Consider the following 19,169-nt stretch of genomic DNA (forward strand, 5'->3'; position numbering starts at 1 on the left):
GCTCAGTCGTCCCAGGTGTGCACGGGCTCGCCCGTGTGCATCCGCTCGAGGTACTCCTCCAGCATCCCGTGCAGAGCCTGCGGGCGCTTCTCTCCGGCGGCTTCGCGCGCGGCGACATTCGCACGCTGCCAGGTGGCCCCGTTGCGGCCGGTGAGGCAGCGCTGCTCGATGATGTTCAAGTAGCGATCGCGCACCTCCGCATCGACGCCGTACGCGTCCAGTCCCTCAGCGGCGAGGGGCAGCAGACGGCGGAGGACGAGCTCGCGTGGCCCCACCCAGCCGACCTCGGGCCAGTACAGGCGCGACTCGATGCCGTCCCGTGCCGCGGAGCGCAGATTCTCGTCGGCGGCGTCGAACGTCATCTGGGTCCACAGCGGGCGGTCAGCGTGCGCCAGCGAATGCACCAGCCCGTAATAGAACGTCGCATCGGCCATCACATCGGCCATGGTGGGCCCGGCCGGCAGCACGCGGTTCTCCAGACGCAGATGGTAGCCGTCGCCCTGCTTGTCGTAGATCGGCCGGTTCCAGCGATAGATCGTGCCATTGTGCATCCGCAGCTCCGCCAGTTCCGGCGCGCCGCCGGCAGCCAGCACCTCGAACGGATCCTCGTCGGTGCTCACCGGCAAGAGCGCCGGGAAGTAGCGCGAGTTCTCTTCGAACAGATCGAAGATCGAGGTGATCCAACGCTCTCCGAACCACACCCGCGGGCGCACGCCCTGATTCTTCAGCTCCTGCGAGCGGGTGTCGGTCGTCTGCTCGAACATCGGGATGCGGGTCTCGTGCCACAGCGCCCGCCCCGCGAAGAACGGTGAGTTGGCAGCGAGCGCGACCTGAACGCCGGCGATCGCCTGCGCCGAGTTCCAGTAGGACGCAAACTCTTCCGGCTGCAGCTGCAGGTGCAGTTGCACAGAGGTGCACGCCGCTTCGGGAAGGATCGTGTCGCAGACAATGTCCAGCCGCTCGGGCTGCTGCCCCTCTGCGAGCGGCGGCCCCTCGAGCTTCAATTCGATGTCCTCGCCGCGCGCCGAGAGCACCTGGCGACCGAGCAAGCCGTAGCGCGGATCGGCCGACAGCCACTTCTCGGTGAAATGGTGCTCGTTCAGTGTCGGCAGCATGCCGACCATCGCCAACCGTGAGCCGACGGTCCGCACGCGGTCGTCAGCGGTCGCGAAGGCGTTGCGCAATGCCTTCTCCAGCTCTGCGATGCTGTCGCCGTCGAGCGGGCGGGGAGCAACGTTCAGCTCGATGTTGAACCGCCCGAGCTCGCTCTGAAAAGCGGGGCTCGCGATCGCTTCCAGCGCCTCCTCATTCGACATCGACGGCTCACCGCCGTCATCGACGAGATTGAGCTCGATCTCGAGACCGAGCTGCGGCTCGGAGGCGTCGAACTGCCCTTCGGCGAGCATCTTCGCCAGCGCTTCCAGACACCGCTCGACCTGCGCGCGGAATCTCGTTCGATCCTGGCGCGTGAAGCTCTGCGCACTGACACTGTCTCCCATTCCGCGACACTACCGAACTCATGGGGGTCGAGGTGATCACCACCCTGGTTTCACTTTAGTGACGAGCGGCCAGATAATGATATGTTGACAGAATGACTGCGGAACAGAACGAACGCACCCTCGAAGAGAGCATCGTCACCGACCTCAAGGATCGGATGACCTACGGGTCCTACCTCGACCTGGATCGGCTCCTCGGCGCGCAGCATCCGGTCTCCAAGCCCGAGCACCACGACGAGATGCTGTTCATCATCCAGCACCAGACGACAGAGCTGTGGCTCAAGCTCGTGCTGCACGAATTGGGTACTGCCCGCGACCGCCTCGCCGAGGATGACCTGCGCGCAGCACTGAAGCACGTCGCGCGGGTGAAGCACATCCAGGAGGTGCTGACCCAGCAGTGGTCGGTGCTGGCGACGCTCACCCCCACCGAGTACGCCGAGTTCCGGGGCGCCCTCGGCAATGCCTCCGGCTTCCAATCGGTGCTGTACCGCGGCGTCGAATTCGCACTCGGCAACAAGAACGAGCGGATGCTGGGTCTCTTCCGCGACCACCCCGAGAACCTCGCCCTGCTCACCGCCGAGTGGGAGCGTCCGACGCTGTACGACGAGTTCCTGCGTCTCGTGGCCCGCCGCGGCCTCCCCGTGCCGCAGGAGATCCTCGACCGCGATGTGCGCTTGCCGTACCGCGAGCACCCCGAGCTCGTCGACGCGATCCGCGTGATCTATGAGAACCCGCATGAGCACTGGGACCTGTACGAGGCGTGCGAAGAGTTCGTCGACGTCGAGGACAACTTCCAGTTCTGGCGCTTCCGCCACCTGCGCACGGTCACCCGCACGATCGGCATGAAGGTCGGCACCGGCGGCTCGAGCGGCGTGAGCTTCTTGCAGAAGGCGCTCGAGTTGACGTTCTTCCCCGAGCTGTACAGCGTGCGCACCGAAATCGGCCGCTGATGCACGCGGTGCGCTTCTTCGACGGCGCCGTGGCGCTCGAAGGAACGCTGATCGTGCGCAATGGGGTCGTCCATCTGCTCGATGACCCCGCTCCGGCTGGTGCGCCACGGCTCGAGGGCCTCGTCACCGGACTCTTCACCGATCACCATGTGCACCTGCAGCTGATCGACTACAAGCTGCTACCAGGGTCGCGCCTCGGTGCCGTGGTGGATCTGGGTGCGGATCTGGACTGGATCAGTGAGGTGGCCGATCAGTTGAGCGCTCACGAATCGTGTCCGGTGAACGTGCGCTACGCCGGCCCTTTCCTCACCGCACCAGGCGGCTACCCGTCGGACCGGACGTGGGCGCCCGCCGGCTCTGTGCGCGAGATTCGCGACGCGGCAGCAGCAGATGCGGTGGTCGCCGAGCTTGCGGATGCCGATGTCTCGCTGATCAAGATCGTGGCCCACAGCGAGGCCGGCCCGACGCTCGTCGATGCGACCTTCGAAGCGATCGTGCATCGGGCCGCCGCGCACCGAATCCCGGTGATCGCCCATGCCGAAGGCCCCGGTCAAGCGCAGCGAGCGGCGCGCCTGGGTGCCGGACGACTGGCTCACGCACCGTTCTCAGAACGCCTCGCACCGGAGGAGATCGCGGCCCAAGCCGTGTCGACGTCATGGATCTCGACGATGGCGATCCATGAGGGCGAGGCCTATGCGATCGTCGTCGACAATGTGCGCCGCTTCGTCGCAGCCGGCGGCGAAGTCGTCTACGGCACCGACATGGGCAACGGCACGATGCCGGTCGACCTGCACGAGGCCGAAGTCGATGCGCTGCGCGAGGCGGGTATCGAGGGCGACGATCTGCTCACCGCCCTGGCTCCCGCTGACCCGCTCATTCCCGGCGCCCCCTTGCTCTTTCTTCCCGACGACGACCCGAACAGGTCGCGCCGGCTCACCCCGGCCGACCTCGACGCACTCACCACCGACCCCACCGACCCGGAGCACTGACATGACTGACGAAGCCGTCACCCCCGCAGACCCCGCAGACCCCGCAGAAGCACTGTTCGCCGAGGCGCGCACGCTCGACGCCGCCGACCCGCTGGCGCACCACCTGAATGAATTCGCCGACGCCCCCGGTGTCGACGCGTACCTCGACGGCAACTCGCTCGGCCGGCCCCTCCGCGACATTCCGGAGAAGGTGAGTGCATTCATCCGAGAGGACTGGGGCACGCGTCTGATCCGCTCGTGGGACGAGCAGTGGATGGAGCTGCCGATGCAGCTCGGCGACCGGATCGCAGCGGTCACGCTGGGTGCCGCGGCAGGCCAGACCGTCGTCGCCGATTCGACGAGCGTCATGCTCTACAAGCTCATGCGCGCTGCTGTCGCCGCTCGCCCCGGTCGCTCCGAGATCGTGATCGAGGCGGGGAACTTCCCGACCGACCGCTTCATCGCCGCCGGAGTCGCCGAGGAGACCGGCACCACACTGCGCTGGGTGGAGCCCGACCCGATCATCGGGGTCACCGCGGCGGTTGTGGCATCCGTCGTGTCCGAGCGCACCGCGCTCGTCGTGCTCAGCCACGTCGACTACCGCTCCGGTGCGCTGGCCGACATGCCGCAGATCACGAAGGCAGTGCAGGATGTCGGCGCTCTGATGCTCTGGGATCTCTGCCACTCCGTCGGCGTCGTGCCGATGCACCTCGACGATTGGGGCGTCGACATGGCTGTCGGCTGCACCTACAAGTACCTGAACGGCGGCCCCGGCTCCCCCGCCTTCGGCTACCTGCGCACCGAGCACCACGGTGCCGTGCAGCAGCCGATCCAGGGCTGGTGGGGCGCGGCCGACATCTTCGCGATGGGTCCGGAATACGCGCCCGTCGCCGGCATCCGTCAGCTGCTCAGCGGCACGCCGCCGGTGATGTCGATGCTCGCGATGCAGGGCATGCTCGACCTCATCGACGTCGAGGGCATCGGCGCTGTGCGCGCCAAGTCGATCTCGCTGACCGATTTCGCCGTGCGCGCGTACGACGCCGTGCTCGCCCCGCTCGGAGTGGAACTGGTCTCGACACGGGATGCCGCACACCGGGGCGGTCACGTCACGATCGCGCACGACTCGTTCCGCGAGGTCACGCAGCAGCTGTGGAACGACGGCGTGATCCCCGACTTCCGGTTCCCGAACGGCATCCGCCTCGGGCTCTCGCCGCTGAGCACCTCGCACGAAGAGACCCTGCGCGGCGTCCTCGCCGTGCGGGACGCCCTGCAGTGACCCGCGATCGTGTCGGGCCGCTGCACACCTCGGGGGCCGACACGCCAGATGTCGGACCGGATGCTGGCATCCGTCCGACATCTGTACCCACGGCCCCCGAAGTGTGGGCGTCTGGGGAAGCAGCAGGCCCTGTTCTCGACGACATCGATGCGCGGCCCGGCAGCACCACCTCTCTGCTGCGCACACTGATCGCCCTGTACCTGCGGCGGCTCGGCGGCGAGATCTCCTCGGCCGACCTGGTGCAGCTCGCCGGTGATCTCGACATCGCTCCGGCGCGCGCCCGCACCACTATCGCGCGACTCAAGCAGAAGGGCCTGCTGCTGGCAGCATCCGGCCGCGGGTATGCGCTCAATCCTGCGGCGATGGGGATGCTGGAGCGCGGCGACCGGCGCATCTTCGAAGTGCGCACGATGACCGCGGGTGACCCGTGGATGCTGATCTCGGCGACGGTCCCCGAGTCGCGCCGCGATCTGCGTCATCAGCTGCGCAAGCGGCTGCTGTTCCTCGGTGCCGGCTCGGTGGCATCCGCCCTGTGGATCCTGCCCGCGCACCTCGACGGCGAGGTTGCGGAGCTGCTCGATGAGATCGGCGCGCGTGAATTCGTCACGCTGTTCGAGACGTCCGACCCGCGCCCGGCTCGGCCGCTGCGAGACGCCGTTGCGTCCTGGTGGGATCTATCGGCGCTGCGGGCTGAGCACACCCGCTTCCAGGAGTCATTGCGCACCCCCCGCGCGAATCCGTTCGCGGCGTACGTGCTTCTGATCGACAGCTGGCGCACGCTGCCGTACATCGATCCGGGTCTTCCGCCCGAGCTGCTGCCAGCGGACTGGCCGGGGGCGGCGAGTTTCGCCGCCTTCGAGATGCGCTCCACTGAGCTCGCCGACACGGCATGGGAGCACGTCCGCCGGGTCTGCGGACACACCCCCGGCTAGGGTGATCGCATGGCACAGAAGACCGGCACGGGCATGCCCCTGCGCGACTACCGCGTTCATCGCTACGTGAACGCATTCTGCCCGAAGTGCCACGAGGAGAAGCCCGATCAGCCGCTGAGCGAGGTTCGGCGACTTTCCGGATGGCTGGCCGACCGCGACGGCGTCGTGTGGCTGGAACGCGGATGCCCTGACCACGGTCTCATCTCGACGATGTACGACGAGTCGACCGAGATCCTCAGCTACCTCGAGCAGTGGACGGCCCCGACGAAGGTGCACACCCCCGATGTGGCCGGCAACTTCAAGCCGGTGCCGCAGGCATATGAAGACGGCCTGCCGCAGATGCAGACCCAGCACACCTGCATCCTGCTCGCAGACATCACCGACCACTGCAACCTGAAGTGCCCCACCTGCTTCGCCGAGTCGAGTCCCGCGGCATCATCTGTCGCGCCGTTGGCCGAAGTGCTCGCCTCGATCGATCAGCGCCTGGCGCGTGAGAACAACCGCATCGACGTGCTGATGCTGTCGGGTGGCGAGCCGACGCTGTATCCCTGGCTGGAGCAGCTGGTCGAGCATCTGGTCGCCCGACCGGTCGTGCGCATTCTGATCAACTCGAACGGGTTGCGCATCGCGAACGACGACGAGTTCGTCGCGTTCTTGAAGAAGCATCGCGAACGGGTCGAGATCTACCTGCAATACGACGGCGAGAGCAAGGAGTCAGCGGCGTATCACCGCGGCGCGGACATCCGCCGGTTCAAAGAGCGAGCGCTGGAGCGGTTGTCGGATGCTGGCGTCTTCACCACGCTCACCATGACCGCGACGCTCGGCGTGAACGATGACGAAATCGGCGATGTGATCCGGCGAGCGCAGGTGACACCGTTCGTCGGCGGTGTGACGATTCAGCCGGTTTTCGGCTCGGGCCGCAACTCGGGCATCGACCCCGACGACCGGCTCACGCACACCGGGGTGCTGGCGCGCCTCGGCCCGCAGACCGGCGGCGAGATCACCTGGCGCGACCTCACGGCGCTCCCCTGCAGCCACCCGCACTGCTGCTCGGTCGGCTATTTCCTGAAGGACGATGCGGGCGATTGGAAGTCGCTGGTGTCGCTGATCGGTCCGGAACGGCTGAAGGGGTTCCTCGATCTCAATCCCGACCTGCTCGCCAACCGCATCGCCGACTCGAATGTGAACAAGGCGATCCGCGATGCGGTGAAGAACTCGCTGCTCGACCTGTTCAGTGAGCAGTCGTCGCTCTCGCACCCGTCGATGGGCGACATCTGGCGTGACATCTGCGTCAACTGCGACCTCGGCATCGGCACACTGGCGACACTCGCCGCGTCGAAGCTGCCCGGCCAGCACGGCAGGATGCGGCAGATGATGGGCGAGCGCGTGCTGCGCGTCACGGTCAAGCCGTTCATGGACATCAACACGATGATCGAAGAGCGACTCACGCAGTGCTGCGTGCATGTCGCGACGGTCAATGAGACGACGCAGGCGCACCAGTGCGTCCCGTTCTGCGCGTTGCAGGCGTGGGCACCGCTGAGCCGTACCCGCCTATCGACCGCGACGGGGCGTCCGGCCACCAGCAGCACTCCGGTACGCGAGACCGGTGGCCGCACGGCCCTTCCGCTGGTGACGCCGTGACACCCCACAACCCCGCCCTCAACCAGTACGATCCCTCGGTCGGCGACCCCGAACCGGCTTTCGATCCGCTTCGGCTCTGCGTCTTCACGACGGTCGCGCTGATCGCCTGCCTGCTCGGCCCGATCGCGGTGCTGACTTTCGCGCTCGTCGCGATCGCGGGCTACGCGCGGGCGCGTCGTGGCGGACTGCTGCGCTCACGCTGCAAGCTCGGCGATACCCGACTCGTCCTCGCCTATCTGGGCATTGTGGCCGTGGCATCCGCCGTCGCGATTCCGTTCTGGGTAATGCTCTGGGTGCGGATGCTGGCGGGCTGACATGTTTCCTACGCTGAGCGATCTGGTGCCATGGCTGCCGGCCATCGACACGCATTCGACGTTCGTAGCGCTCGGGATTCTCGCCGCCGGAATCGTTTTCGTCGTCGAGAAGCAGCGCCGCCGCGTCACCGATCATCGCATCGCCTACTTGGTGCTCGGCGCTCTGCTGGGCGCGGCCGTATTTGCACGGCTGGGAACCTGGGCGCAGCACGTCGACTTCTCGCAGAACCTGGGGCTGTTCGATCAGCTCGCTTACGGCAATGCGTCGATGCTGTCGGGGCTGGTCGGCGCGTGGCTCGGCGTGCACGTCGCGAAGCGGCTCTGCGGCTATCCGGAGCGCAGCGGCGACCTCTTCGCACCCGCGGTGGCACTCGCGATGGCGATAGGTCGGATCGGCTGTCTGCTCACCGAGAAGCCGGGCACACCGACGGGGCTGCCATGGGGCGTCGTGCTCGACGAGGCTGCTGCAGCGCGCGTCGGTGCTGACGCCGGTGTTCCCCTGCATCCGAGTTTCATCTACGAGATCATGTTTCACGTCACCGCATTCGCGCTGCTGTGGTTCTGGCTGCGTCATCGTCCGATCGCCGCGGGTGAGACGCTGACGATCTACATCGGCGCCTATGCGGTATTCCGCTTCACGGTCGAATTCGTGCGCGGCAACGAGATCGCTTGGATGGGACTGACCAGACCCCAGCTTTTCTTGCTCGTGACTATTCCGCTCCTTGCCGCCAGAATCATATGGATGATCCGAAGCGGTCGATTCCGCGCTGACAGCACCGTCGAACTCGAGAGGAAGATGCGCGATGAGCAGCACGCCTGAAGCCCCGGAGCCGGAACCCACCGGGCAGGAGCCCGCCGCTCAGCCTCCCGTGCCCCCGGAGCAGCCCCCCGTGGTGCCGCCGACACCCGATCCCTCCGGCTCGATGCCCCCACCCGGGGCGATGCCTGCCCCCGGAGCGATCTCATCCCCCACTTCTTTGCCGCAACCGGGGCAGCCGGGACCGATGGGCTACGCGCCGGGCCCGTGGCAGGCTACTCCCCCGCCACCGCGCAAGGGACTCAGCTTCGGTGCGGGGCTGGGAATCGGCATCGCGATCGGCGTCGTGGCGCATGCCCTGGGGGTCGGTGCCATGTTCCTCGGCATGTCGATCGTGGGTGGCGGCACACCCATCGTCTTCTTGTGGCCGTTTATTCTGATTGCGCTTGCCGCTGCCGTGATGATGTTCTTCGCGAAGACGCGATCGTTCGCCACCGGCATCCTCATCATCGCGGCCAGCATGTGGCTGCTGATCATCGGCCCCTGCATTCTGCTTCTCACCGGTCTCTAACCAACCGACGCGGAGAGTCCGCAGAACCGCGCCCGCGTCGATGGTGCGGGAGTAGTGTCAGGCTGTGCCCTCGTTCGCGCCTTTGCAGAGACTGGTCGTCACGGTCGCGATCATCGCCTCTTTCGTCACCTTCCTCGACGGCACCGTGGTCACCGTCGCGCTGCCCGCGATCAGCCGGGAACTCGGTGGCGGCATCAGCACCCAGCAGTGGGTGGTCGACGCGTACCTGATCACCCTCAGTGCGCTGATCCTGCTGGCCGGCTCGCTCTCCGACGCGTACGGCCGCGTGCGGGTGATGCGAGTGGGGCTGATCGCCTTCGGCATCGCCTCGATCGCGGTGGCGGCGGCACCCGATCCTCTTCTTCTGATCATCGCTCGCGCCGCACAGGGTGCCGCCGGCGCACTGCTGGTGCCGAGCTCGCTCGCCCTGATCACCGCCACGATGCGCGGAGAGCTGCAGTCGCGGGCGATCGGCGTGTGGACGGCGTTCACCACCGGTGCGCAGCTGATCGGTCCGCTGATGGGCGGCCTTTTCGTCGATTTCCTGTCGTGGCGCTTCGTCTTCCTCATCAACGTGCTGCCGATCGCGGTGACGCTGGTGCTGCTCTCGCGACTGCGGCTCCCCGAGCACGAGCGAGGTGTGCACGTCGACTGGTGGAGCGGGGCGCTGTGCGCGATCGGCCTCGGCGCGCTCGTCTTCGCGCTGATCGAGCAGGAGCGGTTCGGGCGGACCGCTCCCATCATCTGGATTCCCGGTGTCGTCGGCATCCTGCTCATGGCGCTGTTCCTCACCCGTCAAACGCGCCCGACGGCGCTGATGCCGCTGTCGCTGTTCCGCGTGCGCAACTTCGGCTGGGGCAACATCGCGACCCTGTTCGTGTACGCCGCGCTGTCATTGAACGGCTTCGTGATCGGGGTGTATCTGCAGCAGGGGCCAGGCCTCAGCGCGACCGCCGCGGGGCTTGCGAGCCTTCCGGTCACGGTGCTGATGATCGTGTTGAGTTCACGCGCCGGTGCCTGGGCAGGGCGGCTGGGGCCGCGCTTGTTCATGACGGTCGGCCCGCTGCTGATGGCCGTCGGCGCTCTGCTGCTGCTCACCGTCGGCGTCGATTTCAGCTACTGGTGGCAGGTGCTTCCGTCGATGTTCGTGCTCGGGCTGGGCCTGGCCCTCACGGTGGCGCCGCTGACCTCGGCGATCCTCGGCGCGATCGACGAGCGTCGCAGCGGCATCGCCTCAGCCGTCAACAACGCGGTCTCCCGCGTCGCAGGGCTGCTCATCGTCGCCATGCTGTCGACGATCGTGGGCGGCACCCTCGATCTCGACGGATTCCACAGCGCGGTCTGGGTGACCGCCGCACTGTTCGCGCTCGGCGGGGTGGTCTCGTGGATCGGCATCCGTCGGGGCCCCGCAGACCGCGCTACTCCAGATGACGCAACTGGTCGCATCCCGCCAGCTGAAGCGACCAGATGAGTCACGTGAGCACGCCGGACAGCACGGTGGCCGCGTAAAACATCACGCGCGGCGCTGACGCGCAGCGCGTGCCAGCACGTCGAGTGCCTCAGCCGTGGCATCCCACCCCATGCAGGCATCGGTGACGCTCTGCCCGGGCACCAGTCCTGCAGGACCGGACGCGACGTCGAGCCGCTGCGCCCCGGCGACGAGGTTGCTCTCCAGCATCACGCCCGCGATCGCCGCGCCGTCGGTGGCGATCTGCTCGGCGAGCTCGGCGGCGACCTGCGCCTGACGGCGGTGGTCCTTGCCGCTGTTGCCGTGGCTGGCGTCGACGATGAGGCGCGGAGTGAGACCCGCGGCCGCCAGCCGCTCGGATGCCCGACGCACGTGCTCGGCCCCGTAGTTCGGTCCGTCGGAGGCACCGCGCAGAATCACCGAGGTGTCGGGGTTGCCGGTGGTGGTGACGAGGCTCGCGCGCCCGTCGGAGCCGATGCCGAGAAAGGCCTGCGGAGCGGATGCTGCCGATGCGGCATCCAGCGCCACCTGCAAGCCGCCGTCGGTGCCGTTCTTGAATCCGATCGGCATCGAGAGGCCCGAGGCGAGCTGGCGGTGGATCTGGCTCTCGGTCGTGCGGGCGCCGATGGCTCCCCAGGTGATGAGGTCGGCGGTGTACTGCGGGCTGATCGGCTCGAGGAACTCGGTGCCACAAGGCAGGCCGAGGGCTGCGACATCGCGCAGGAAGCCGCGTGCCATGCGCAGCCCCGTCTCGATGTCGTGGCTGCCGTCGAGGTGCGGGTCGTTGATGAGCCCCTTCCAGCCGACGGTCGTGCGCGGCTTCTCGAAGTAGGTGCGCATGATGATGAGGAGGTCGTCGCGGTGCCGGTCGGCCTCGCGGACCAGACGTCCGGCGTAGGCGAGCCCCGCCTCGGGGTCATGGATCGAGCAGGGGCCCACGATGACGAGCAGTCGGTCGTCGGTGCCGTTCATCACGGCGCGCACCTCGTCGCGGCTGCGCGAGACGAGAGCGGCGCGCTCGTCGCCGATCGGCAGCGTCTGGGCGATCTCAGCCGGAGAGGGGATCGGGGTGAAACCGGTGACGTGCAGATCGGCGGTGGTGGGCTCGGCCGTGAGTGTTGCGGTCATGAGGGGTCCTGTCTGTGTGGAGACGGACCCGCGCAGAGCCCGCCGAAACGGCGAAAGCCAGAGCAAAATGCTCTGGCTTGTGGGCTCTGAAGGTGTTGGTGGGCGCTAGATCTGCGCCGGCCCCTCCAGAGCCGACTCAAAATACGCATACCAACGGGTGATCATGGGATTACCGTACCGCACCGGTGGGGATGCTGATGACACGGGGTCGCACTGTGACGCGGTCGCAGTCTCTACGGGGCCGTGACGGGTTCAGGGCTGGATGGCGTGATCGTGCACGGCTGAGCTGAGGTGCGTGCCGTTGAGCTCGAGATAGATCTGCCGCTCAGTCACCGAGATCGTCATGGTGTTGCGGCGTTCGAGAGCGGCCGCCGCGTCATCGAGGAAGCCGGGATCGAAGCTGTGCAAGATGACAGCATCCGCATTGTGAATGGTCTTGCCCGCCCACTGTGCGAGAAGCTTGGCGGGGTCACGGTGGGTGTAGATCGTGGTGCGGTCGGCGAGCTTGCTGCCGAAGTGCAGGCGCGCGGCATCCGGTGCACCCACTTCGATCCAGGCCGTGACTCGCCCAGTGAGGTCCTTCACCAGCACCGCGGGCTCGTCGGTCGCGGCGATCCCGTCAGTGAAGACGATGCCCTCTTCGAACTCCAGGCAGTAGGCCAGCAGACGGGTGAGCATGAAGACATCGGTCTCAGACGGATGCCGTGCCACGCGCAGCGACAGCTCTTCGTAGACGCCCCGATCCACGTCGGCCAGTTGCACTGCGAACGTGTGGATCATCGCGCCTGTTGCCATAGCGTCCGAGCTTACGCGGAACCAGCTGCGGGCGCGGCCGGGGCGACGCGGTGCGTATAGTACCGCTGGCCACCTCTGTCGTCACTGCCCTGTCGAGGAATCGCTGTGTCTGGCCTACTGGTGCCATGACAGACAAGCAGAACGACGCGAACGACGCGCTTCCCGACGGCCAGTTTCAGGACCAGCAGATGCCCACCACTGACGGAGAGCCGGCTGACCCCGATCCCCAGCCGGAGCCAACGGGGGAGAACTCTGCGGCTGATGCCGGTGCCGAGTCGCAGGATGAGGGTCGCGCTGCGATGAAGGCGGCCGAGGAGGCGACGAAGAACTCGGAGGACTGAGGGCTTCAAAATCGGAGGCGTGACTCGTGCCCTTAGCTCGACAGACAAGCCGACGGATTCGGGGCTGTTGTATGGATAGGTGGCATAACCACGCAGGCAAGAACGATCGTTTTCGGTGCGCTTGCATGGCCGCTGCGCTGGGGGCTCCATCACGGTCTGACACGCGGGCGATACGGCCGCCGCCCGCACGAGTTCTGATCCCACGATCGTCCGGTCATACGCGGCATTGGGCAGAACGACATGTTAGATGGGCTCGGGTCGGGTGAAGGATGAACGGTAGTGGGATCTTTCGTTGTTTCGAAAGACCCCACTACAACCAATCAATACGCGAACTGCCACATGTAGCGGCGTCCTTCAAGTGTGTAGCCACGAACGGAAGCGTAGTTCTCTGCAAGCCGGAACATCATTGGGTAGAAGACCAGCGGTGCGATGAAGCCACGCTGGTCCGATGGGACGCCGGCGAGCTCCAGGTCTCGGCTGTCGATCCGGTGTGTCGTGCCGCTGTGCTCGCTGAGGAATCGTTCGGCGCGCTCGACCATGGGACGGGTAGCATCTTCGCCGAGGAAAAGGATGCTCTTGGTCTGCTTGTCGAAAACCTCGAATGGACCCTGGAAGAACTCGTTGGCATTGATGGTTGCCGCATGCATCCACTGCATCTCCTGAAGGAAGCAGCTCGTGAACGTGCTGCCCATACCCTGGAGCGGGCCCGACGCAAGAAGATACGTTACGGGAACATCCTTCATATCCTTGGCAATTGCGGCGGCGAGAGGTTCGAACCCTCGCAGGGCGGCGTCGGTCGCGTCCGGGAGTGCGTGGAGGGCGTCGATCTTCGCGCTCACATCGTGGCCTTCTCGGGCGAGCGTTGCGAGGACGAGAAGCTGAAGGACGATCTGATTGCCGTCACCGTTGAGGGAGATGAAACCATTGCTTACCGCCTGCGCAAGCGGGCCATCGGACTTCAGAGTAACGGCAACCACCGCTGCGCCTCGTTCTTGCGCCCAAGACGCTGCCCGCACGGTCTCCGCTGTGGCTCCGGCGGCTGAAAGCGCGATGACCAGGGCACCCGGTCCTACGCTGGGCGAAGCGCGGTGGTAGAACTCGTCGGAGTTCACGGAGACGACCGGGAGGGCTGACTCTCGATCGAGGAGGTAGTGCGCCGCCTGAAGCCCCGAGTACGAGCCACCGGCTCCGACGAGAAAGACGCGCTCCAAAGCAGGCAGCCCCAGGACCCAGTCGCGGATCTCCCCCCATCGGCGGAGGGCGTTTTCCTGCGAGGGGCGGATCTCCTGAGGGATGGGTTTGACGGGCTTGGGCCCGACATAGGTGCCGTCGGTCATCTGTGCTCCTTTGTGATAATTGGTTCGAGGACGCGTGAGGCTGTGCACTCAGCAAGGATGGTCGAATCGATCGGGATACCGTCGCCAAAGGCACCGAGACGTTGGCAGGTGTCAGCAGCGACATCAGCAGCAATGGCGAGCACAGACGGTGGATCCTCGCCGCGGAGGAGCCCGACAAGGACCGTCGCAGCGAAGCTATCGCCGGCCCCAAGTGTGTCGAGCGCGGGAAGGTCCGTGCGGGCTGCTACTACCCAGCGTTGCCCTTGATGACTGAGCACAGCGCCTTTGGTTCCTCGGGTGGCCAGACTCCATTGGGCTCCCGAAGCTGCGCTGCACGCGAGCAGATCTGCGAACGCCTCATCATCCAAGTCCGCGCCCGAGTGGACGGCAAGGAAGCAATTCCTCCCGATCCGCGCGACATGCTCTGCCTCTGAGTGGGTGGCGAAGTCGTAAGACACACGGGTGATGCTCGAGAGTGTGTCAAGGTGCGAATCTAGCCCACTAGTCGAACCGACGTGCACGGCATCGAAACCTCGAAGGGCTTCGAGATCTGCGACAGTGGGTTCGAAGCGCGACACTCCGAGATCGAAAGACAGGAAAACGCGGTCTCCTTGAGCATCGTGGCCGATCATGCAGTGCGCCGTCCTACCGTGCGCCCTGCGGAGCCACGAGGTGTCGACGCCCTCGTTCGCCAATGAGCGGGCGATGTGATCGCCTGCGCGGTCGTCCGCGACTTGGCCGAAGTATGCCGCGCGAGCCCCTGCTCTCGCCGAGAACGCCGCAACGTTGAGTGTGTTCCCACCCGGGAACATTATTCCGGCCGCCATATAGCAGTCGACAACGTTGTCTCCGAGCCCCGCGATACTGACGGCACGGCTCACGACTTCCCCTCACAGAATCCCTGAGGGAGGGCGCGGGGCACATGAGCCCAGGCATAGACGGCGCCCTCTCGGAGCTCCTCATCCGCGTGGAAGCGGTCCGGCCGGAAGGCTTCGAGTAGTGGCCGCGCCATGTCTGCGTCAGTGGCCAGCGGCGTGCCGATCACGTCGAGAGAGTCCGCCGGGTCGGTGACGAAGAACGGGGCGTGGAATACCCGCCCAGACGACCCGAACCCAACGACGGCCGCACGGGTCGGCCATGTGACGGAACTCGCCATCACAGTACCTCGGAGAGGAAGAGCCGCAACCGTTCGCTCTGAGGACTATTGAAGATCTGCTCCGGCGTGCCGGTCTCGATCACGCGACCTTCGTCCATGAATACGACTTGGTCAGCCACCTTGCGAGCAAAACCCATTTCGTGCGTCACCACGAGCATGGTCATACCGCTCTGAGCGAGCTCGGCCATGAGATTTAGAACCCCCTTGACCAGCTCAGGGTCCAAAGCACTAGTGGCCTCGTCGAAGAGCATGACTTCGGGTTCCATCGCGAGAGCTCGCGCGATCGCGACACGCTGCTGTTGACCGCCTGAGAGGTCTCGGGGCCGGTGGTCGGCCCGCTCGGCGAGGCCGACTTCAGCCAGTCGCGCTAGGGCTCTCCTCTCCGCCTCGCCCTTGGACATGCGCTTGACGTTTTGCAGCGCGAGCGCGACGTTCTGTAGGGCGGTGTGATCGGGAAATAGATTGAAGTGTTGGAAGACGAGGCCTACACGGCGCCGTAGTAGATCAGGCTTCAGCCTCAGAGCATCGTCTTCCGCGAGAAGGACTCGGCCCGACTTCGGCTCGTGCAGACGATTCACTCCACGCAAAAGAGTCGATTTTCCTGAGCCGGAGGGGCCGATGACGCACGTGGTCGTAGCGGGTTCGACAGTAAGGGTTACGTCCTTGAGTACTTCAATTTCACCGTACGCCATTGCAAGGCTCTCGATCTGCAGGCGTGACCCTTCATAGAAATGGCCGTCGGTGACCGGAAGAGGTGAGGTGTAGGTCATGTGTTCTCTCCGTGGTTGAGCGCTGGACTCAACGACTGTTCAGCGACCTCCTCGAGGCCACTCTTCGGCGACGTAGCTTTACGACGACCGGTGCGGAAGCGGTTATCGAAGTAGTTCACGAGGTGGGTGAGCGGGACAGTGATCACGAGGTAGAAGATTCCCGCCAAAACCAGGGGGGACAGGTTTCCGGTGAGCACGGCGGCATCCTGCCCGACACGGAAAAGTTCGCGCTCGCTGACAAGGAGGCCGAGGAAGTAGACGAGGCTGGAATCCTTCACGATCGCGATGAACTGGTTGACCAGCGCAGGCAGCACGCGACGAATGCCCTGGGGAACGACGACCAGCCGCATGGCTGACCCGTACGTCATGCCTAGCGCGCGACAAGCTTCGAGCTGACCTCTCTCGACGCTTTGGATGCCGGCACGGAAGATCTCGCCGATATAGGCACTGGCGATCAGGCTCAGCGCGAGAATGCCGAGAGGGTAAGGAGAGGGTCCGAAGATCTGCTGGCTGAGCCAGGAAAAGCCCTGACCGATTAACAGAATCGTGAGGATCGCAGGCAGCCCTCGAAAAATATCTGTGTAGATTCGCGCCGGCAGACGCAACCAGGCGCTGCGCGCAATCCCCATGATCGCGAGGATCATGCCGATGATGATTCCCAATACAGTGGCGCAGGCGGAGATGATGAATGTGTTAACCAGTCCGGTTCCGAGAAGCTGCGGAAGCACCTGCAGCATCGCGTCGAAATCGAGAAAGGTCTTGAAAACGGTTTCGAGCCAGTCCATGAAGTTTCCTTTCGGGATGTAGGGCGACATGCGTTCCAGCCAGTGGATCTGCCGCCCCACATCCGATCAGGTGATTACTCGTCGCCCTCGGGCTGGCTGTCCTGACCCTGCTCGCTGGAAGGCAGGTACTGATCGGGCATCGGCGAACCGGGGAACCATTTCTGGTACAGCTCCTTCCAGGTGCCGTCTTCCATGGCTGCATGCAAAGCGTCGTTCAGCGCGACCGTGAACTTGTCCTTGCCCTTCGCAACTGCGAAGCCTGCCGGCGCATCAAACGACGGAACGTCGATGACGCCCTCGAGTCCGTACTGCTCTGCATAGGACTTCGCCGACTCATAGTCCAGGAAGTGTGCGTCGACGTTCCCTGTGTTGATACCAGCGACACCCGCATTGTTGTCGGGGTACCGCACGAGCGCGGCGTCCGGGAAGTTCTTAACCGCGTAGGCCTCCTGCAACGTGCCCTGCACCACCCCAAGACGCTTGCCCACAAGGCCAGTTGCGTCCTCGATCCCGGAGTCCGGCTTCGTGAGGACGGTCAGGTATCCCGCGAGGTAGCCATCGGAGAAGTCAACCGTCTGCATACGCTCATCCGTGATTCCAATCGCCGCGACGCCGACGTCAAACTGACCGTTCGCAACGGCGGGGAGAACAGCTGCGAAGTCCTGGCCAGTGAAGACGACGTCGTCGTATCCCATTCGCTCGGCGACGTCGGTGAATAGTTCGACGTCGAATCCGGTGAACTCTCCCTTCGCATCCGTGAAGCTGTAGGGTTTCAGGTCGCCAACGCTTGCGACACGAATCTGCCCCGGCGTGATCAGACCGTATGGGTTGTCGTCACCGCCGTTAGCCGACGCGCCGTCGGAGCCGGTACTCGGGGAGCACGCGGTCAGGACGATGGCAGTGACGAAAATGGCAGCGACTGCGACTCCCCGTCGAATTCTGAAGATGCTCATGAAGTTCCTCTCTGAACTGATTCCCTGGCCGCGAAGGCTGCAATCAGGGTTTGGGTCCGGACCCATGGACTAGGCTGGGCCCGGACCCATTGACAATATGCGCATGATCGACGTTCTGTCAATCTCTGTTAGGAGGAAGCCGAATGATCGGATCGAATTCCATACGCCGACCCGCGACCGTCGCGGACGTGGCTCGGCGCGCAGGAGTCGGCAAGTCGACGGCATCGCGCGCCCTCGGCGGATACGGCGCGGTTAGCGAAGAAGTGCGAAATCGAGTGCTCTCCGCCGCTGAGGAGCTTGACTACCGCCCGAATGAGCTCGCCCGGAGCATGAACACAGGGCGGTCTCATTCGATTGGTGTCATTGTCGGTGATGTAGAGAATCCCTACTTCAGTGTGGCGCTACGAGGAATTTCCGATACCGCCCGGGCCGCTGGCTACGATGTCATCCTCGCGAACACATCGGAACGACTGACTGAGGAGCGCGACGCAGTGCGGTTCTTTCTCGACAAGCGTGTCGACGCGGTGATTGTCGCACTTGCGTCCAACTACGACACCGAACATCTTCATGCGGTCCTCGATGCCTCACGACCGCTGGTGCTCCTGGACCGTCAGGCAGATGAACTCGGCGCCGTCGGAGTCCGGGTCCGCATTGCGCCAGCAGCAGCGCAAGCTACTGAGATGCTGGTTAACCTCGGCCACCAGAGAATCGCATTCATCTCAGCGTTGAAGACCGACGGAGACCGTTTCAGCGGGGTTGAGACGGCGGTATCGTCTGTTTCCGACCGCCTATCAGGTTTGATAGGCGCCCTTCAAGCCAATGGCATCGCAATCGATCCTGATCTCATTCGATATCTTGCGATCGGCGAAACCGAGACCGGTGCGATCATTGATGAGATGTTGAGGATGGCTGATCCGCCCACGGCCATGCTTGCATCCGATGCGACGGTTGCCCTCAACGTCCTGATCGCTCTTCGTGCACGGGGACTACGAGTTCCGCAAGATATTTCGGTCATCGCATTCGATGATTCGCCTTGGGCGAGGATCAGCGATCCCCCGCTCACCGGTATCACGCACCCGATCTACGACGTCGGCGTCGCGACAGCGAAGGCCGCGTTGAGGCTAATCGAAGGCTTGGCTGCGCCTTCTCAAGAATTCGACGCTGTGCTGACTATTCGCGAGTCGCACGGCGAGGTCAGGGCCTCGACCGGGTAAATATGCGCTCGATTCCCTCATGCGGAGCAAGTGCCTTCTACCACGATCGCGACGACGACGAGCAGCACGATGCCTAAGTATGCGACGAAAACAGCTTGTTGGGCTGGATGCGCGGATTCTGCGAAGGACAACCGCTTCGATCCGGGTCATTCGCCTGTCCGAAGGGCCTCGCCTCGCGTCGAGCATGGCAGGCTCGCCATGCCGCGAATGTTTTCGCGGTTGTCACCGAGAAAGAAAAACCCCCGCAATCCCTGTATTTTCGGGCTCTCCTGACGTAACCGTGGGTGGTTTCGGAGTGGCTTAATGACCGCACGCCG

20 protein-coding genes are annotated in these 19,169 nt (G+C 65.0%); 11 read left to right on the forward strand and 9 right to left on the reverse strand.

What is annotated here, in order from left to right:
- Window positions 1-2 precede the first annotated feature (2 nt).
- On the reverse strand, window positions 3-1,499 hold the full coding sequence (locus FM104_RS01005) for a glutamate-cysteine ligase family protein (protein WP_087129598.1): 1,497 nt from the start codon (window positions 1,497-1,499) through the stop codon (window positions 3-5).
- A 92-nt stretch (window positions 1,500-1,591) separates the two neighbouring features.
- Between FM104_RS01005 and FM104_RS01010 the strand changes: the two genes are divergently transcribed.
- The 9 genes from FM104_RS01010 to FM104_RS01050 all read left to right on the forward strand — a co-directional run bounded on the left by FM104_RS01010 (window position 1,592) and on the right by FM104_RS01050 (window position 10,376).
- Window positions 1,592-2,446 carry a tryptophan 2,3-dioxygenase gene (locus FM104_RS01010; RefSeq protein ID WP_087129599.1) on the forward strand — a complete coding sequence of 285 codons (855 nt, stop codon included), beginning with the start codon at window positions 1,592-1,594 and terminating at the stop codon, window positions 2,444-2,446.
- Entirely contained in the window at window positions 2,446-3,435 is a 990-nt protein-coding gene (locus tag FM104_RS01015; protein WP_087129600.1) for a hypothetical protein, read from the forward strand. The genes FM104_RS01010 and FM104_RS01015 overlap by 1 nt, the downstream gene beginning before the upstream one ends.
- Before the next feature lies 1 nt (window position 3,436).
- Window positions 3,437-4,690 carry a kynureninase gene (locus tag FM104_RS01020; protein WP_087129601.1) on the forward strand — a complete coding sequence of 418 codons (1,254 nt, stop codon included), beginning with the start codon at window positions 3,437-3,439 and terminating at the stop codon, window positions 4,688-4,690.
- Window positions 4,687-5,622: a PaaX family transcriptional regulator gene (locus FM104_RS01025; protein ID WP_256971449.1), complete on the forward strand. Its 936-nt coding sequence runs from the start codon at window positions 4,687-4,689 to the stop codon at window positions 5,620-5,622. Before FM104_RS01020 ends, FM104_RS01025 begins: the two co-directional genes overlap by 4 nt.
- Before the next feature lie 9 nt (window positions 5,623-5,631).
- Window positions 5,632-7,263, forward strand: coding sequence for a radical SAM protein (locus FM104_RS01030; RefSeq protein ID WP_256971450.1), 1,632 nt, complete (start codon window positions 5,632-5,634; stop codon window positions 7,261-7,263).
- On the forward strand, window positions 7,260-7,577 hold the full coding sequence (locus FM104_RS01035; protein ID WP_087129602.1) for a hypothetical protein: 318 nt from the start codon (window positions 7,260-7,262) through the stop codon (window positions 7,575-7,577). Before FM104_RS01030 ends, FM104_RS01035 begins: the two co-directional genes overlap by 4 nt.
- 1 nt (window position 7,578) lies before the next feature.
- A complete protein-coding gene (locus FM104_RS01040) occupies window positions 7,579-8,397 on the forward strand; it encodes a prolipoprotein diacylglyceryl transferase (protein WP_087129603.1) in 819 nt (272 codons plus the stop codon).
- Window positions 8,381-8,905 carry a hypothetical protein gene (locus tag FM104_RS16220; protein WP_143738224.1) on the forward strand — a complete coding sequence of 175 codons (525 nt, stop codon included), beginning with the start codon at window positions 8,381-8,383 and terminating at the stop codon, window positions 8,903-8,905. Before FM104_RS01040 ends, FM104_RS16220 begins: the two co-directional genes overlap by 17 nt.
- Window positions 8,906-8,969: 64 nt before the next feature.
- The gene (locus tag FM104_RS01050) at window positions 8,970-10,376 is read left to right on the forward strand and encodes an MFS transporter (RefSeq protein WP_087129605.1); all 1,407 of its coding nucleotides are present in this window, start codon (window positions 8,970-8,972) and stop codon (window positions 10,374-10,376) included.
- 42 nt (window positions 10,377-10,418) lie between these two features.
- Here the strand turns inward: FM104_RS01050 and FM104_RS01055 are convergent, their stop codons facing one another.
- The gene (locus FM104_RS01055) at window positions 10,419-11,501 is read right to left on the reverse strand and encodes a 3-deoxy-7-phosphoheptulonate synthase (RefSeq protein ID WP_087129606.1); all 1,083 of its coding nucleotides are present in this window, start codon (window positions 11,499-11,501) and stop codon (window positions 10,419-10,421) included.
- Window positions 11,502-11,753: 252 nt separating this feature from the next.
- The gene (locus tag FM104_RS01060; RefSeq protein WP_087129607.1) at window positions 11,754-12,296 is read right to left on the reverse strand and encodes a YaeQ family protein; all 543 of its coding nucleotides are present in this window, start codon (window positions 12,294-12,296) and stop codon (window positions 11,754-11,756) included.
- Between the two features lie 125 nt (window positions 12,297-12,421).
- On the opposite strand from FM104_RS01060, the gene FM104_RS01065 reads away from it, so the two are divergent.
- Entirely contained in the window at window positions 12,422-12,637 is a 216-nt protein-coding gene (locus tag FM104_RS01065) for a hypothetical protein (protein ID WP_087129608.1), read from the forward strand.
- Window positions 12,638-12,957: 320 nt separating this feature from the next.
- Here FM104_RS01065 and FM104_RS01070 read toward each other — a convergent pair whose 3' ends face one another.
- From FM104_RS01070 to FM104_RS01095, 6 genes are all read right to left on the reverse strand, one after another.
- The gene (locus FM104_RS01070; protein WP_087129609.1) at window positions 12,958-13,974 is read right to left on the reverse strand and encodes an SIS domain-containing protein; all 1,017 of its coding nucleotides are present in this window, start codon (window positions 13,972-13,974) and stop codon (window positions 12,958-12,960) included.
- Window positions 13,971-14,855 (reverse strand): PfkB family carbohydrate kinase, encoded by an 885-nt coding sequence (locus FM104_RS01075; RefSeq protein WP_218778536.1) that lies wholly within the window; start codon window positions 14,853-14,855, stop codon window positions 13,971-13,973. Before FM104_RS01075 ends, FM104_RS01070 begins: the two co-directional genes overlap by 4 nt.
- Window positions 14,852-15,130, reverse strand: a complete 279-nt coding sequence (locus FM104_RS16840; RefSeq protein WP_087129610.1) for a hypothetical protein — start codon at window positions 15,128-15,130, stop codon at window positions 14,852-14,854. Before FM104_RS16840 ends, FM104_RS01075 begins: the two co-directional genes overlap by 4 nt.
- Window positions 15,130-15,900, reverse strand: a complete 771-nt coding sequence (locus tag FM104_RS01085) for an amino acid ABC transporter ATP-binding protein (protein ID WP_087129611.1) — start codon at window positions 15,898-15,900, stop codon at window positions 15,130-15,132. Before FM104_RS01085 ends, FM104_RS16840 begins: the two co-directional genes overlap by 1 nt.
- On the reverse strand, window positions 15,897-16,685 hold the full coding sequence (locus FM104_RS01090; protein WP_087129612.1) for an amino acid ABC transporter permease: 789 nt from the start codon (window positions 16,683-16,685) through the stop codon (window positions 15,897-15,899). The genes FM104_RS01085 and FM104_RS01090 overlap by 4 nt, the downstream gene beginning before the upstream one ends.
- 74 nt (window positions 16,686-16,759) lie before the next feature.
- Window positions 16,760-17,638: an ABC transporter substrate-binding protein gene (locus FM104_RS01095; protein WP_087129613.1), complete on the reverse strand. Its 879-nt coding sequence runs from the start codon at window positions 17,636-17,638 to the stop codon at window positions 16,760-16,762.
- A 143-nt stretch (window positions 17,639-17,781) separates the two neighbouring features.
- Between FM104_RS01095 and FM104_RS01100 the strand changes: the two genes are divergently transcribed.
- On the forward strand, window positions 17,782-18,852 hold the full coding sequence (locus FM104_RS01100; RefSeq protein ID WP_087129614.1) for a LacI family DNA-binding transcriptional regulator: 1,071 nt from the start codon (window positions 17,782-17,784) through the stop codon (window positions 18,850-18,852).
- Window positions 18,853-19,169: the final 317 nt, after the last annotated feature.

It is taken from the genome of Microbacterium esteraromaticum, assembly GCF_900163815.1.
Classification (GTDB): Bacteria; Actinomycetota; Actinomycetes; order Actinomycetales; family Microbacteriaceae; genus Microbacterium; species Microbacterium esteraromaticum_B.